We start from the raw sequence: 14,748 nt of genomic DNA on the forward strand, positions 1-14,748 counted from the left end.
ATTGGAGTGCACGGCACGCAGACTCTTCATAAAATGCATGTGCATTTTCTTCATTCGATGTTCAATTCGGAGAAGAGGATTCAACTTCCCGCGGGAAGCAGCCGCAGGGCTGAGAACCCGCATGAGCGAAGCGAAGAGAGGCTCAGCGCCGCCCCGCGGAAAGCGAAGTGCCTGGAACGGAAATCAACAGCCCTATTAACATCAAAAAAAGATGGCAACTTAAACAATATTCCTGCAGTATTTGACGATGGAAAACCATCGTCTTTTTTATGCAGGAAAACCTTCAATTCTGCTCATGGGTCTACAAAAGAAAAGAGCCGTTCAAAAGTGCTGGCGTATTGTAAGGAACTGTCTGGATAAAGGTCAGAAATGATGCCGTTGACCTTCAGGCGCTGCATGGCTGCAAATTGCTGCTCCTGAGTGACCGTCCACGAATTGACTTTGTACCCAAATGATTTTGCCTGTGTGACAAAGGACTTAGATAAGAATGCATGATGAACAGACAAGAAATCGGCAAAACTTCTGTATGAAGCAAGCTGGAACATATCGAGCGGCTTGCTGACCAGTATTCCTGCCTTAACTTTCGGGGAAAGGGTGCTGAATGTCCGGATATCAGCAATATTGAAAGACTGCACCATTAAGAGATCAGGATCGACGCCTTCCTCAAGTGTTTGGTTCAGCAAGACAGCAACCTCTTTTGCCAGGTTTGCTTCACTTCCTGCCCCCTTCATTTCGATAAGAAGACCGATCTTCCCTCCGAAACGCTTTACCACTTCTTTCAGCAGAGGGATTTTTTCACCTTTATACTGATCGCTGAACCAGGAACCTGCGTCAAGCTCCTTCAGCTGGCTGGCAGACAGCTGTGTTACGAGTCCTTCTCCTCCTGTTGTCCTGCCGACATCTCCATCATGGATGACCACTGGCTGATGGTCGCTGCTAAGCCATACATCCAGCTCAATAAAATCAAAACCTAGTTCATAGGCTTTTTCAAAGGCTGCCATCGTATTTTCAGGAGCAATTTGGACAGCGCCCCGGTGGGCAATGGACTGAAAAGGGGCAAGCGGCTGGAATGCAAAGCTCAGGAAGGATACAAGGATGCCGAGAAGCAGGGATCCTGCAAGTGTGTTTTTTTTACGAAAAGGATAGAAGCATAACTCTTTGCGGTAAAGCCGTTCAAAGGCACTTGATGCCGGCAGATGAAAGAAAATAATGAATAAAAAGTTCCAGAATCGGGAGAAGCAGAAGCAGATTCTTCCTGGAAGGGCAGTTTTCATTGCAATATGGCCCCTCATATCATTTCCCCCTTCGGCAGGCTGGTTTATATATAATATGCGGAAGCAAGCTTGTACGGAAATGGTTTGCGACAGAATTTTCTGAAAAACGATAAAAAAAGAAAATGTTCTTTGAAGGAATCGACAGGACGAAAATGTAATAACAGAAGTAGAAAATATAGAGCTGCTGACGAAAAGGATGGGTCTGGCATAGGGAATTAATAAAGGAGGCTTGCTTCATGCTGAAGGAATTAACGTTGCCGATGTTAAAGCAGAAGGATTATGATGTGACGATTTTCCAGACACCGGAGTTCCGGCAAAAGAAAGGGTATAAGCAGGTGTACAGGCTGCCTATAAAGGGTGCGTCACATGAGGAGTGTCTTGATCACGCTTTCAGGAGTTTCAATGTTCCCGATCGCATGCCGGCTGACTTCAGCGGACGATTTCTGTCAACAGGGGATATTGTCTTTATTGATGAGGGCAGAAGGGGTCAGTTCTACTACCAGCTCAAACCCGGCGGCTGGGCGCAGGTGAACCGGGTGCATATCAGATAGAAAAAAGGATGAGCAGCAGGAGAAAGTCCCCTGCTGCTTTTGCTTTTTATTTTTTTCGTCTTTCGGCAGAATTCTCTTTGCCATGGGCCTCATGTTCAGCCACGATAGCTTCAGGCGGGATATGATTGTTTTTCTTTGGTGAATTGATGCGGCTGCGGTGTTTTTTTCCCACTGGCGCTTCTCCTCCTCTGATATCACATGAACTATTGTTTATGCTTCCTCCGGACTGTTTTGGAGGTATGCGGTTCAGTATTCGAACGTGAAGATGGATTGGTTTCATTCGCGTGCTGGACAGCCTGTCTCAGCTTTTTGCTCATCGGTTCTTGCGGCATGTTTATCCCTCCTTAGGAAAGACTAATATTAGGTTGCCCGGGGCAGAAAAAAACATGCTGGCATCACTTGGTTTTCCAGCATCAGCGGAAATATGGTATAGTGTGATGTGAAAGCAGTTGCAAACCATGCTTCAGAAAAACATTGGAGGTACAAAACATGAGTGTACATATCGGTGCAGAAGAAAATCAGATTGCAGAGACGGTTCTGCTGCCAGGAGACCCTTTGCGTGCAAAATATATAGCGGAAACATTCCTTGAAGATGCTGAATGCTACAATGAAGTCCGGAACATGTTTGGATATACCGGAACTTATAAAGGAAAAAGGATTTCTGTCCAGGGAACCGGAATGGGGGTTCCTTCCATATCCATTTATATTAATGAACTGATGAACAGCTATAATGTCCAAAACCTGATCAGGGTAGGTACATGCGGCGCCATCCAGAAGGATGTAAAAGTAAGGGATGTTATCCTGGCTATGAGCGCTTCAACTGATTCACAGATGAACCGCCTTACCTTTGGAGGCGTGGATTATGCTCCAACCGCTGATTTTGACCTTTTAAAAAGAGCCTATGATGCAGGTGAAAAAAAAGGCCTGAACCTTAAGGTTGGCAATGTTTTCACAGCAGATATGTTCTATAACGACAATTCAGAGCTGGAAAAATGGGCGAAATACCAAATTCTTGCAATAGAGATGGAGACAGCTGCCCTCTATACCCTTGCAGCAAAATTTGACAGAAAGGCATTGTCAGTCCTTACAGTCAGTGATCATATCCTTACTGGTGAAGAAACTACTTCACAGGAAAGACAGACAACTTTCAACGAAATGATCGAGGTTGCACTGGAAGCTGCGATTAAATAATGGTTAAATACGATGCCCCATGCCGGGCATCTTCTTTTTTTGCTGATATCAATACTATCTATGCTTTCGGATGCAGTGCAAAAAGTGTTAAGATAAACATATTGTGAAATACTAACATTGGTACAACAATAGGACAGGTGAAAGAAATGAAGAAAATAGTGATCATCGCAGCAGCTGTTTTTATCCTCGGGGGATGCAGCAGAATGGAGCCTTTTGTCAGCAAGATTCCCTTTTGGCCTGAAGGCGGGCAGGCTGCGGACAGCCCTTCTGATAAAAACAAAGAAACCAGTGAGGCAGCACCGTCAACGGATGATGGACAGGCTGCAGCTGAGGAGGAAGAAAAGTCTGTCCCGGACGGCCCTGTTCTGGAAGCAGCCTTTTTCAATCAGATAACCGAAACAGAAGGTAAAAAAGTGATTCAAAATCCTGCCAATATCATGGCGCTTGTAAATAAAGAGTTTATGCTGCCCGGCAGCTATATTCCGGAAGATCTTGTCCGTCCAAAAGTTCCATTTTCTTTCGGGGAACAGGATATTGAAAAGAGCTATATCCGCAAGGATGCTGCAGCTCATATGGAAAAGATGTTTGCTGCAGCAAAGCAATCCGGGATTGAATTGTTTGCCGTTTCCGGCTACCGTTCATATGAAAGGCAGGCAGTGATATTGGATGCTGAAATCCAGCGGGCCGGGGAAGAAAAGGCTGTCCAGGCTGTAGCCATGCCCGGCAGCAGCGAACACCAATCCGGCCTGGCGATGGATATATCCAGCAGAAGCGCAAAATTGGAGCTCTCTGAAGCGTTCGGCAACACTGCAGAAGGAAAGTGGCTTGCTGAAAACGCCCATAAATTCGGATTTATCCTGCGTTATCCGAAAGGAAAGGAAAGTATAACAGGCTATCAGTACGAGCCTTGGCATTTCCGCTATGTCGGTCCGGCAGCGGAGGAGATTTATGAGAAAAACCTCACTCTCGAAGAGTATTTCAGCATTGTAAAGAAAATATGATCATCACTCCCTGTTTTTACTTGCCCTGATTGGGGAATAGAATGACTGCAGTACTGACAGAGGGAGGAAGAAAATAATGAATAGAACAACGATGACTGTACCTGAAATGACATGCGATCATTGTGAAGAATCCATAAAGAACGCCCTCCTTTCACTTGACGGAGTTGCCGGGGTGTCAATAGCACTTCAGGGAAAAACAGTAGAGGTCGACTATAATCCTGAGCAGACATCGGAATCTTTAATCAAGGAAGCAATTGAAAATGAAGGGTATGGAATTGCCTGATTGGTTTTTGGGGATGGCATGGAAGCAGGCCATCCCCTTTTAATTGGCCTGTTCAAAAAAGCCATCTTTTATTCATAAATTTTTCCGTTTTTGTACATATTTCTTTGTTAATTTACTTTATAAAATGTTATTCTAATTTTTAAGGGTCTAAGGACTTCCTTATGGAGACGAAAGTGGTGAACAGCTTGGATAATAATCATTTAGACCAGGAAAATTCAGACAAGCAGCCTGATTCCGGATACATCCGGATGAAGAAGTTTCACTTTGTCATGCTGCTGTTTTTCATAGTGTTCCTGGCAGCGGGGATTACAACCTTCGCGCTGGCATTCGGAGATGAAAAAGCTGTCAGCATCGGCAATGAACGAAACGAATTTGATAAGCTGTATTCTGCTTATGATACATTGAAAGGCAGCTACTACAAAGATGTGGAGCAGAATACGCTCATAAACGGGGCTATCAACGGGATGGTTGAGTCCCTGGAAGATCCCTATTCAGACTATATGAATGAAGAAGAAGCAGCAAGCTTCCACCAGAGCATCTCTTCTTCATTTGAAGGCATAGGTGCAGAGATTCAGGAGCAAAACGGGCAGATCATCATTGTTTCCCCGCTCAAAGGCTCCCCGGCAGAAAAGGCTGGCTTGAAGCCCAATGACAAAGTCCTTTCTGTAGATGGGAAAAGCCTCCAGGGCAAGAGCTCAACAGAAGCAGTAACACTGATACGCGGCAAGAAAGGTACCAAAGTGGAGCTTGAAATCCAGCGCGCAGGTGCTGATGAAGCTACGAAAATAAGCATCACCAGGGATACAATCCCGCTTGAGACCGTTTATGGCGAAATGATGGAGGACGGTATTGCAAAAGTCCAGATCACCACTTTCTCTGAGAACACATCCAAAGAACTCATTGATGTGTTGAACGATCTTCAGAAGCAGGGAATGAAAGGCCTTGTCCTTGATTTAAGGCAGAATCCGGGCGGATTGCTGAACCAGGCGATCAGTATTTCCAGCCTGTTTGTGCCGGAAGGAGAAATATTATTCCAGATCGAAGACAGGGAAGGCAATCGGGAAGTGGTAAAATCCAATTCTGAAGGCAGCCCTGACATCCCGCTTGTGGTGGTAATCGACAAAGGCAGTGCGAGTGCTTCGGAAATACTGGCAGCGGCTGTGCACGAGTCTGCAGGTGTCCCTCTTGTTGGTGAGAAGTCATTCGGAAAAGGCACAGTACAGCGTGCAGAAGATTTCACGGATGGATCCAATATGAAATTCACAACGGAGAAATGGCTGACGCCGGAAGCGAACTGGATCCACGAAAAAGGAATCGAGCCTGATTATAAAGCAGAGCTTCCTTCTTATGCATCGCTTCCGTTTATCAATCCTGAAAGCGAACTGAAGGTGTCTTCTTCTTCCGCTGAAGTGAAGGCTGCACAGGAAATGCTCAAGGCACTTGGCTTTGAACCGGGCAGGACAGACGGATTCTTTGATGAAAAAACAAAGCAGGCAGTCATCCAGCTTCAAAAAGCCCATAAACTTGAGCAGACGGGTGTAATTACAGGAGATACCACCGTAAAGATGATGGATCTCTTAAGAGAAAAGCTTCTTAAAAACGATACGCAGATTCAAAAAGCAGTAGAAGTGCTTAAGAAAGAACTGCAGTAAAATATTAAATGGAAAGGACCGGCCTGCTGGCCGGTCCTTTTCATGCTGCCTTAGACGAGCCGGAATTTTACAAATATTAACCAGGAGGTATAGGGCTGCCCTCCGATGCCCGAGAATGAAAGTAAACGAATAATGGAGGCAGGCCAGTGATGAAAAAACTATTGCTTATCATATGCGTCACCATCCAATTGACTGCATGCTCCTTGCCCTTTGACAATGGAGCCGACAAGGCAGCCCCCGGCATACCGGGGACAAGCGGAAAAGAAGATACAGTATACGGACAAGGTGCAACAGACACTACATTCCTCCTGATAGGAATAGACAGCAGGGGAGAAGCACACTCAAGGTCTGATGCAATCATAGCGGCAAGATATATGCCTAAAGAGAAGGAGATCAAGCTGATTTCTTTAATGAGGGACAGCTATGTGGAAATACCGGGCACCGGAAGGCGCACCAAACTTAATCATGCCTATTATGAAGGCGGGAAAGAATTGCTTAAAGAGACAGTTGAGGCGAATTTCGGGCTGGAAATCGACTATACTGCCATCATAGATTTCAAGGGCTTCATTGCTGCAGCAGATCTGATTGCTCCTGAAGGGCTGGAGCTTGAGGTTTCAAAGGAAATGGCAGAGGATATGAAGCTGGATATGCAGCCGGGGAAGCAAACCCTTCATGGAGAAGAAATTTTGTCATATGTCCGCTTCAGACATGACGGAGAAAGTGATTTCGGCCGGGTTGAGCGGCAGCAGGAGGTCTTAGCTGCCCTTAAAAATAAGCTAACTGAAAGATTCAGCAGTATAGAGGGAGTCCTTGATTTCCCGGCGGTCGTTCTTGAGGCAGCCCAGTATATAGAAACGGATATGGATGCCGATGAGGCAGTCCCCTTGGCCGTATCCTATCTGCTCAATTCCGCTGAGAATGTTCAGACATTGAGGATTCCAGTCAGTGACAGCTTTGAAAATAAACTTGTCGATGAAGCAGGAGCAGTGCTTGAAATGGATTTTGAAGAAAATAAACAGGCAATCCAGCAGTTTATTGGAGAAAAACAATAAAGGGCAAGATAATAGACGAGCCATGCCCTTTATACATATCCTGGGTAATCTGCAAGCTAAAATAAGCCTTAACAGCTTTTTTGCTTTCAAACAGGGCAAAGTTTAGGTAACATATGATTGGAGCGTTAACCAATTTTGTCAGGAAGTGAACATGCTGAAATGGTAAATAAAACAGAAGTATATATATTATCGGGATTCCTTGGCAGCGGAAAGACCACTTTATTGAAGAGGCTGCTGCTGCAGGAAAAAAAGGATGGCCGGAAGACAGCTGTTATGATGAATGAGCTTGGAAAGGTATCCATTGATTCGGAAGCTGTTGACGGGGAGGTCCCGTTGAAAGAACTGCTTGGCGGATGCATCTGCTGCAGCATCCAGGATAAACTGGAATCCCAGCTGCAGTCGCTGCTTTTGGATGAGAAACCTGAAGTGATTTATATTGAAACGACCGGCGCTGCCCATCCTGTGGAAGTGCTTGATGCTGTGCTGTCGCCGCTGTTCGCAGATAAACTGCAGGTTAAAGGCATCATGACTGCGATTGACGGGATGAGATGGCTTGCCCGGAAGTCGCTGAGCCCGCAAGTTCAGCAGCTGCTCATAGAGCAGGTGCGGCATGCCGACCTGATCCTGGTGAATAAATCAGATGAAATGAGCAGTTCAGAACAAGCCTCTGCAGTCATGGATATCCAGTCTTTCAACCAGCATGCGGTGCCTATTCTCACCACCTATTCCAAGGTCTCCGCCGAAGCGGTACGGGGGCTTAAGACGAATCGGAAGACCGGGGCTGAAAAAGCCTCCCTCAAGGATCTGAACCTTGGATCCTATGTTCACACCTTCAAGGGCCCGGTCAGCCAGGAAGCATTCGATTCTTTTTTGAGAGAGCTGCCTGATTCGGTCTTTAGAATAAAGGGATATATTAAGTTTTCGGCTGAGGGCTATCCTTTCCTGTTCCAATTTTCTTATGGAATGCCTTTATATATGAAGGAATATATGAATATGCCCCTAAACATGGTATTTATCGGCGAAAATATAGACTGGGAGCAGATCAGCCGGAAATTAAAGGATATGGAGTAAATGATATAATATCACTGAAAGATCATTTAGCCCATATAGGGAAAGGACGATTTTCTTTGAAACAAGCAGCAGAACTGGAAAGAGCATTCCGGACTGTTTTTCGGACTTTAAGGCAGGAAGTGAATAAGCTGATGGGCGATGAAGTCACCAGCAATGAATTCACTGTGCTGAAACTAATAGCAGACGGACCTAAGATGGCTTCTGCCATTTCTAAAGAGCTGAATGTATCGGCAAGCCACATTACGAGCGTAACTGATTCTCTTGTCAGGAAAGGCTATATGACCAGAAGCCGTTCCGAAAACGACCGGAGAGTGGTGGAATTGGTGCTTACAGGAACCGGCAAGGAACTTGTTGAAAAACTGGAGGAAAAAAAATCTGCCTATTTGCAGGCAAAGTTCCGCTCTTTTACTGAAGAAGAGCTGGATCAGCTGGTAAAGCTGTTTCAAAAACTTATGTAATGATTTATATGAGCCCTGCGCGCGCCCGCCAGGCTCTTTTTTTGTTTCATTTTAAACTGTCAGGATGCGGCGCCGCGCATAAAAGAAGGCTTGTGTGGGACACTTTTCATTGAGGGCCGCATGACCCATCCTACAAAGAGAGAAATCGAGTGATGATGATGAAGTTCTTAAAACAGCCGGCAGTCCTTATTCTCGCCAGTTTTCTTCTTCAGGGATCCATTTTTTATGCTGATGCATCCGGCAGGCCAGCTCCACTGGATTGGTCAGAAGTCAATGAGCTGCTTCCAAGATTCAGCACATTTACTGTTGAGGATGTTGAAACGGGAAAGAATTTTAAAGTGCAGCGAAGGGCAGGAAGCCGCCACGCAGATGTCCAGCCCTTGACGGCGAAGGATACAGCCGTGATGAAGGAAATTTATGATGGAAAGTGGAGCTGGAGGCGGAGAGCCATCATTGTAAAATCCGGAAAATTGAGAATAGCGGCTTCAATGCATGGGATGCCCCATGGAGCCGGGGCACTTGCCAATAATTTTCCCGGCCACTTCTGCATTCATTTTAACGGAAGCACAACTCATCGAAGAGATGAGATGGACTTATCTCATAAATTGATGATTTTGAAGTCTGCAGGCGAACTGGAGGCATACACCGGAAATGCAGGACCGGAAGAAGCAGCTTCAGCATTCATTGCAGGTCTGAAGCAGCAGGACGAAGATATTGCGGGCATGCTTTCTCTGCAAAAGCTGCCATGGAAAAAAATCCTCCCGGCTATTGAAAATGTTCAGCTGGAAAGTGCTTCCGGCGGCTTCAGCATGGAAGAAAAGCAGAACCAGCTTGTGGATGTTTCCGTTGAAGTTGTCTGGTATATAAAAAATGAAGGAAAAAGGCATTACAAAGGAAAAATCGAAATGATAAAAATGTCAGCTTTCGACGGCTGGAAAGTAAACGCGCAAAAATTCCTGGAAGAAAACCGCCTATTCGAAAGATAAGCGGTTTTCTCTTTCCGCAGCAATAAAAGCAAAAAGGGATGCTATGGCATCCCCCATTCTTATTTCATCTCTCCAAACTTCGCAAATGTCTTCTCATCCTCTACCAGCCCGCAGGCTGCGCACTGCACCCTGACTTCAGGCCCTTTATAAGCCATATGGAAAGGGCTCAGCTGTTCTTCAGCGTATTCTTCCAAGACAATGCCCGAGCCGGGATCAAGCTTTACTGGCTGTGCTACCTGCCTGATGATATTGAATCTGCTTCTATTGGTTTTGCAGTTCGGGCAGCGGTAAGGTGTCCCCATGAACATCCTCCTTTCATTCTTCCTGCAGATTTGCCGGTGAACGTATTTTTTGCCATTGCAGTCTTCTTTATGCATATATAGTAGGGGTATACTAGAAACGATGGTAAGACAAAGGCAAGGAGAGATAGAAGATGAATAATGATTATGCTTATTTGCTTGGCCAGTACAGGCAGCTTTGGAACAACCGCAGGCTTGAAGGTACCGGCTCAGCGGAGGATATCTTAAAGGAAGCAATCCGGAGAGAGCTGAAAGATGAAAATGCCCATCCGCGTGCCAGAAAGCGGGTGGCGGAAAAGTTCTACCTGGCAGTTAAGAGGCTAACTGACTCTGATATGCCCAATGAAGATAAACTTTTTCTGATAGACATTCATTGTCAGGTGTATGAACAGATCAGATCTTAAGTTTTTTAGCGGCATATGCCCTGCTGTCGAGAATGATCTAAAAATATGATCAATAACTTTTCACAAATATTTCACAGTACAAGGATATAATCTTCTTATACATAGCAGAAAAGGGGAACAATCATGAGGGCAATTGCACTTACGCTGGGATATGCGTGCATGCTGCTGATGCTGGCAGCCTGCAGCTCTGAACAATATCCGCCAATTGCAAAGGACAAAATGGTGGCGGCAACCGTCAACATCAAAGATATGTCTTTGACCTTCATTGATTTGGATATATTGGATGAAGCGGCGACATGGGATTTACAGAAGCCTTATACGGGCGGCTTAATCCTCCCTGATGGAGATTCCTTGTTATTGTACGGCAAACAGCTGGACACCGTTGATTTATATTCATTAGAAAAAGGGGAAAAGATCGGTGAATGGCCGGCAGGTACCGGGATAGTCAATGGCAGGCTCCTTGCAGGCAGGCAGGAAATTGCTTTTGCAGACCAGGAAAAAGATCAAGTCAGGTTCTATGATTTGAATGGCAAGGAAACAGGAGCTGTTAAGACAGAAGCCGATCCCTTGACCATCCTCGAAGAAAAGGAAAAAGGGAAACTATTTGTCTCAAGCTTCAAGCAGGAAATCATGACTGTCATAGATATAAATCAAGGCAGAAAGATATCATCTTTCAAAATCCATCCTTCTGCAGCAGGAGCCCTGATCAGGGAAGAAGAGGGAGAACTTTGGATAGGCGGCCATGGAGAAGGGGCAGAAGCTGAGAAAGACATCCATGTTTACAGTCTGGAAACAGGCAGGCTGGCAAAAACGATTCCTGCCCCAACGATGCCGGTAGGCTTTGCAGAGCTGAAAGGATCTATTTTTGCTCTCAGCCACGGCTCCAGTACACTTTATAAGGTGGACGGCGGCGGTAAGGAGGCAGGCAGCATCCAGGTCGGAGCCAATCCTTTTGAAATGCTTCCTTTCGGAGAGTATCTGATTATTGCGGGCTATGACAGCAATGATGTCCATCTGATTGATCCGGGGCCGCTTCAGGTCATAAAGACGATCAAAACAGGAGAAGGGCCATTCCAGATCATACTCCGGGGGGATGTTGGAAATGAATGATTTAGAAATATTGATTGTGGATGATGAAGAAGATATGCGTCACCTGATCGGGATGTATTTGGAAAATGCCGGCTTCAGCTGCCGTTATGCTGCAGGAGGAAAAGAAACGCTGGAAGAAATACAAAAAAATCTTCCTGACCTCATTCTTTTGGATATCATGATGCCAGGTGAAGATGGATTCTCAGTGTGTGAGAGGGTGCGTGCCCAATATGAAGTACCTGTCATTTTTTTATCTGCAAAAGGGGAAGAGTGGGATAAGGTCAAAGGACTGCAGATCGGGGGAGATGATTATATCGTCAAGCCTTTCAGCCCTGGGGAACTGACTGCCCGCATACATGCAGTCCTGAGGAGGAGCGGCAGCATCAGCGGCGCAGATTCAAATATAACCTCCGCCGGAAAAATAACGATAGACAAAAAGGCGCGGAGCGTGAAGGTGGAAGGCAGCTATATCATGCTCACACTCAAAGAATATGAACTGCTGATGTTCTTTATCGGCCACCAGTCCCATGCGCTGAGCAGGGAACAGCTTTTAGAGCAGATATGGGGAATGGATTATCTGGGGAGCTTAAGGACGGTGGATACCCACATTAAAACACTAAGAATGAAGCTTGGTGCAGGAGATTATATAAAGACGGTCTGGGGAATCGGCTATAAGTTTGAGGTGCCCCTCGAATGAAATACTTCTCAGGCAGCCTGGCAAGGAAAATCTGGCTGGCGATCATGGCCGCCATTGTCATCACCATCGTTTACTCATATTTTTTGTCCTATTTGTTTTATGAAAACCTTTATGTCTCACATATTGAGGAAGAGCTGCTGCAAGAGGGCGGGCGCCTGGCCTCGCAGTACAGTTCAGGCCCGATTACCGAACAATATAAAGAAAAAGTGGAATGGTATAACCAGGTATCTGATGCGGAAGTGTTTGCTGTCAGCAATCCGAGGGAGCTGAGCGCCTGCCTCCCATTTGATATTGATTATGACACGCTGATCGGCCCTGAAGAAAGAGAACGGCTTCTTAAAGGAGACCATATCCTTAAAACCGGGTATGAGGAGCGGTTCGGCAGAAGAATCATGGGAGTTATTATTCCCTTGCTTGACGAAAACAGACTTGAAGGTATTTTATACTTATATATCCCGGTGGAAAATATCTCAGAAGTCACAAAGGATTTTGCCTACTGGTGGGTAGCGGCTGCTTTGCTGTTTCTTGGAGCTGCCTTCATCTTCGGGACAAAAATAATCAGTAAGCTGACACACCCGCTTGCAGATATAAAAAAGGCAGCGGAAAGAGTGTCTTCAGGAGATTATTCAAGCAGGGTCCAGATTCAATCCGAAGACGAAATAGGGCGCCTTGCCAGGGCATTCAATCAGATGTCATCCTCCATCCAGAAGGAAGATGAAAGAAAGAAGGAGTTTCTGGCTGATATTTCTCATGAGCTCAGGACACCTATCAGCTATATTAAGGGCTATAGTGATGCAATATTAAAAGGGATTGCGGATAAAGATGATAAGTATCTTCATCTTATCAATAGAGAATCGGTCCGGATGGAAAGGCTTGTCGGAGACCTGCTTGATTTATCGAGGCTGGACACCGATGAGTACCAGCTGTTCAGAATGCCTCTTCCCCTTGCTCAGGTCATTGAAGATAGCCTGGTGCGGTATACCCCAGCTTTGAGGGAAAAGAAAGTAGAGCTGCGGACAATGCTTGATCCGGACATCATTATAATGGGTGATGAAGGAAGAATCGGGCAGATCGTGCAGAATATCATGGACAATAGCATCCGATATACAGGTAAAGGCTACATTGAAATTACCCTGAAAGCTTCCAATAGGGACTGCATTCTTACAATAATTGATACAGGAAGCGGAATCCCGCCGGAAGATCTTGAAAGTATCAAGCAGAGGTTCTACCGGGTCAATAAAGCCCGAACCCGGGATGATGGCGGCACTGGACTCGGCCTTGCCATTGCAGAAAAGCTCATCCAGCTGCATCATGGATCCATATCAATAGCGAGCAGTCCAGGAGAAGGGACAACGGTAACCATAAAATTGCCAATGCTAAAGGATTAAATTGGAAACCCGGGATATTTCCGGGTTTTTTCAATTTAAATCATACGAATTTCTTTTCACATTTGTCATTCCAGTGTAATAAAAGTAAACAAAGGATGACCCCTGAAAATGTGTCAATAAGACTTCTTTATCATATGTTTGGAAAAAAGATATGTTCACTTCCACTTTACCAATTATTATCCATACAATAATATTCCAGCCATTAACCCTAAGATATCTTGATATAACAGGCTTTTCCTGCTTAATTAGTCCCAAAGTCAGTATGCGCAGCCTATGGATGCACTTACAAACTGCTAATATGTAAAATCCTCCCTCTAATATTACAAAAATCGTATGCTATGATATTACTGCAAGCAAGAGAGCAACAAAAAACAAACTACGATTATCAGGGAGGATTTCATACATGAATAAAAAAGTGATCTTTTCAGTAGCAGCGGCAGCAGCATTGCTTGTATCACCAGGATTGAATAAAGCAGATGCAGCATCTAATTGCCCGACTCCACAGCAAGTGAAAGTAAATTACTCTGGAAACCTGAATAACGAGCAGATTAACAGCCTGCTTCAAAAATATATGAAACAATACAATATTAACTGGGAAAGCGTACAGGTAAACAAGCAGCCGGCCAAAGCAGAACAGCCGAAACAGGAAGCACCTGCACCAGCCAAAACAGAACAGCCAAAACAGGAAACTCCTGCACCGGCAAAAGCAGAACAGCCTAAGCAGGAAGCACCTGCACCTGCACCAGCTAAACAGCCTGCACAAGCAGAAAAACAGCCTAAAGCTGCACCATCAGCATCACAAGTAAGTGCGTTTGAGCAAAAGGTAGTCGAACTGACTAACCAGGAACGCGCAAAAAATGGTGTGCCTGCCCTTAAGCTTGATACAGAGCTCAGCAAGGTTGCACGCGAAAAGTCTAATGACATGAAAACAAAAGGCTACTTTGACCATAACAGCCCAACTTACGGTTCTCCGTTTGATATGATGAAGAAATTCGGCATCTCTTACAGAACAGCCGGTGAGAACATTGCAATGGGCCAGCGTTCACCTGAAGAAGTAGTAAAAGCATGGATGAACAGTGAAGGCCACCGCAAGAACATCATGAACGCCAACTTCACACACATCGGTGTAGGCCATGTGGCAGAAGGCAACTATTGGACTCAAATGTTCATTGGAAAATAATATAGCATTCAAAAAAAGGAGACAGCACCTGCTGTCTCTTTTTTTTGAACAGTTTTAGACTTTCCTAGGGAATGACTGTCTTATACGTCTTAATCTCACTCATGCTGCGGCCCGAAAGGTTTAACAGTAAATGCGGGTGCTTTTCCTTCATGATTTTTCCGAAAAAGGATAC

Annotated in this window: 18 protein-coding genes; 14 read left to right on the forward strand and 4 right to left on the reverse strand. The window is 45.3% G+C overall.

Annotated elements, in window-relative coordinates; translation table 11 throughout:
* Nucleotides 1–293 precede the first annotated feature (293 nt).
* On the reverse strand, nucleotides 294–1,292 hold the full coding sequence (locus tag RBB45_RS03145; RefSeq protein WP_094767224.1) for a glycerophosphodiester phosphodiesterase: 999 nt from the start codon (nucleotides 1,290–1,292) through the stop codon (nucleotides 294–296).
* A 218-nt stretch (nucleotides 1,293–1,510) separates the two neighbouring features.
* Between RBB45_RS03145 and RBB45_RS03150 the strand changes: the two genes are divergently transcribed.
* Complete coding sequence (locus RBB45_RS03150; protein WP_009795472.1) at nucleotides 1,511–1,825, forward strand: YodL domain-containing protein; 315 nt, start codon at nucleotides 1,511–1,513, stop codon at nucleotides 1,823–1,825.
* A gap of 46 nt (nucleotides 1,826–1,871) precedes the next feature.
* Here RBB45_RS03150 and RBB45_RS03155 read toward each other — a convergent pair whose 3' ends face one another.
* Nucleotides 1,872–1,997 carry a hypothetical protein gene (locus tag RBB45_RS03155; RefSeq protein WP_009795473.1) on the reverse strand — a complete coding sequence of 42 codons (126 nt, stop codon included), beginning with the start codon at nucleotides 1,995–1,997 and terminating at the stop codon, nucleotides 1,872–1,874.
* A gap of 31 nt (nucleotides 1,998–2,028) precedes the next feature.
* Nucleotides 2,029–2,157 carry a hypothetical protein gene (locus RBB45_RS03160; protein WP_009795474.1) on the reverse strand — a complete coding sequence of 43 codons (129 nt, stop codon included), beginning with the start codon at nucleotides 2,155–2,157 and terminating at the stop codon, nucleotides 2,029–2,031.
* Nucleotides 2,158–2,314: 157 nt separating this feature from the next.
* On the opposite strand from RBB45_RS03160, the gene deoD reads away from it, so the two are divergent.
* From deoD to RBB45_RS03200, 8 genes are all read left to right on the forward strand, one after another.
* Entirely contained in the window at nucleotides 2,315–3,016 is a 702-nt protein-coding gene (deoD, locus tag RBB45_RS03165) for a purine-nucleoside phosphorylase (protein ID WP_009795475.1), read from the forward strand.
* Nucleotides 3,017–3,162: 146 nt separating this feature from the next.
* On the forward strand, nucleotides 3,163–4,017 hold the full coding sequence (locus RBB45_RS03170; RefSeq protein ID WP_022544083.1) for a M15 family metallopeptidase: 855 nt from the start codon (nucleotides 3,163–3,165) through the stop codon (nucleotides 4,015–4,017).
* A 76-nt stretch (nucleotides 4,018–4,093) separates the two neighbouring features.
* Nucleotides 4,094–4,300 (forward strand): heavy-metal-associated domain-containing protein, encoded by a 207-nt coding sequence (locus RBB45_RS03175; protein WP_022544082.1) that lies wholly within the window; start codon nucleotides 4,094–4,096, stop codon nucleotides 4,298–4,300.
* 248 nt (nucleotides 4,301–4,548) lie between these two features.
* On the forward strand, nucleotides 4,549–5,952 hold the full coding sequence (locus RBB45_RS03180; protein WP_212590935.1) for a lmo1851 family serine protease: 1,404 nt from the start codon (nucleotides 4,549–4,551) through the stop codon (nucleotides 5,950–5,952).
* A gap of 149 nt (nucleotides 5,953–6,101) precedes the next feature.
* Nucleotides 6,102–7,004 (forward strand): LCP family protein, encoded by a 903-nt coding sequence (locus tag RBB45_RS03185; RefSeq protein WP_094767226.1) that lies wholly within the window; start codon nucleotides 6,102–6,104, stop codon nucleotides 7,002–7,004.
* A gap of 159 nt (nucleotides 7,005–7,163) precedes the next feature.
* Nucleotides 7,164–8,075 (forward strand): CobW family GTP-binding protein, encoded by a 912-nt coding sequence (locus RBB45_RS03190; RefSeq protein ID WP_035403367.1) that lies wholly within the window; start codon nucleotides 7,164–7,166, stop codon nucleotides 8,073–8,075.
* 56 nt (nucleotides 8,076–8,131) lie between these two features.
* Nucleotides 8,132–8,533 carry a MarR family winged helix-turn-helix transcriptional regulator gene (locus RBB45_RS03195; RefSeq protein WP_094767227.1) on the forward strand — a complete coding sequence of 134 codons (402 nt, stop codon included), beginning with the start codon at nucleotides 8,132–8,134 and terminating at the stop codon, nucleotides 8,531–8,533.
* 152 nt (nucleotides 8,534–8,685) lie between these two features.
* Complete coding sequence (locus RBB45_RS03200) at nucleotides 8,686–9,519, forward strand: hypothetical protein (protein WP_180827364.1); 834 nt, start codon at nucleotides 8,686–8,688, stop codon at nucleotides 9,517–9,519.
* A 59-nt stretch (nucleotides 9,520–9,578) separates the two neighbouring features.
* Here the strand turns inward: RBB45_RS03200 and RBB45_RS03205 are convergent, their stop codons facing one another.
* Nucleotides 9,579–9,821: a hypothetical protein gene (locus RBB45_RS03205; protein ID WP_022544079.1), complete on the reverse strand. Its 243-nt coding sequence runs from the start codon at nucleotides 9,819–9,821 to the stop codon at nucleotides 9,579–9,581.
* Between the two features lie 131 nt (nucleotides 9,822–9,952).
* Here RBB45_RS03205 and RBB45_RS03210 point away from each other — a divergent pair, with 131 nt between their 5' ends.
* The 5 genes from RBB45_RS03210 to RBB45_RS03230 all read left to right on the forward strand — a co-directional run bounded on the left by RBB45_RS03210 (nucleotide 9,953) and on the right by RBB45_RS03230 (nucleotide 14,576).
* Nucleotides 9,953–10,222: an NUDIX hydrolase gene (locus RBB45_RS03210; RefSeq protein WP_224952003.1), complete on the forward strand. Its 270-nt coding sequence runs from the start codon at nucleotides 9,953–9,955 to the stop codon at nucleotides 10,220–10,222.
* Between the two features lie 123 nt (nucleotides 10,223–10,345).
* The gene (locus tag RBB45_RS03215; RefSeq protein ID WP_224952002.1) at nucleotides 10,346–11,332 is read left to right on the forward strand and encodes a YncE family protein; all 987 of its coding nucleotides are present in this window, start codon (nucleotides 10,346–10,348) and stop codon (nucleotides 11,330–11,332) included.
* On the forward strand, nucleotides 11,325–12,008 hold the full coding sequence (locus RBB45_RS03220) for a response regulator transcription factor (protein WP_022544077.1): 684 nt from the start codon (nucleotides 11,325–11,327) through the stop codon (nucleotides 12,006–12,008). Before RBB45_RS03215 ends, RBB45_RS03220 begins: the two co-directional genes overlap by 8 nt.
* Nucleotides 12,005–13,396 carry a sensor histidine kinase gene (locus RBB45_RS03225; protein WP_094767229.1) on the forward strand — a complete coding sequence of 464 codons (1,392 nt, stop codon included), beginning with the start codon at nucleotides 12,005–12,007 and terminating at the stop codon, nucleotides 13,394–13,396. Before RBB45_RS03220 ends, RBB45_RS03225 begins: the two co-directional genes overlap by 4 nt.
* A 403-nt stretch (nucleotides 13,397–13,799) precedes the next feature.
* Nucleotides 13,800–14,576, forward strand: a complete 777-nt coding sequence (locus RBB45_RS03230) for a CAP domain-containing protein (RefSeq protein ID WP_009795491.1) — start codon at nucleotides 13,800–13,802, stop codon at nucleotides 14,574–14,576.
* Nucleotides 14,577–14,748 lie beyond the last annotated feature (172 nt).

Origin of the sequence: Bacillus sp. MMSF_3328, assembly GCF_030733525.1 — a bacterium.
GTDB classification, from domain to species: Bacteria; Bacillota; Bacilli; order Bacillales; family Cytobacillaceae; genus Bacillus_AB; species Bacillus_AB infantis.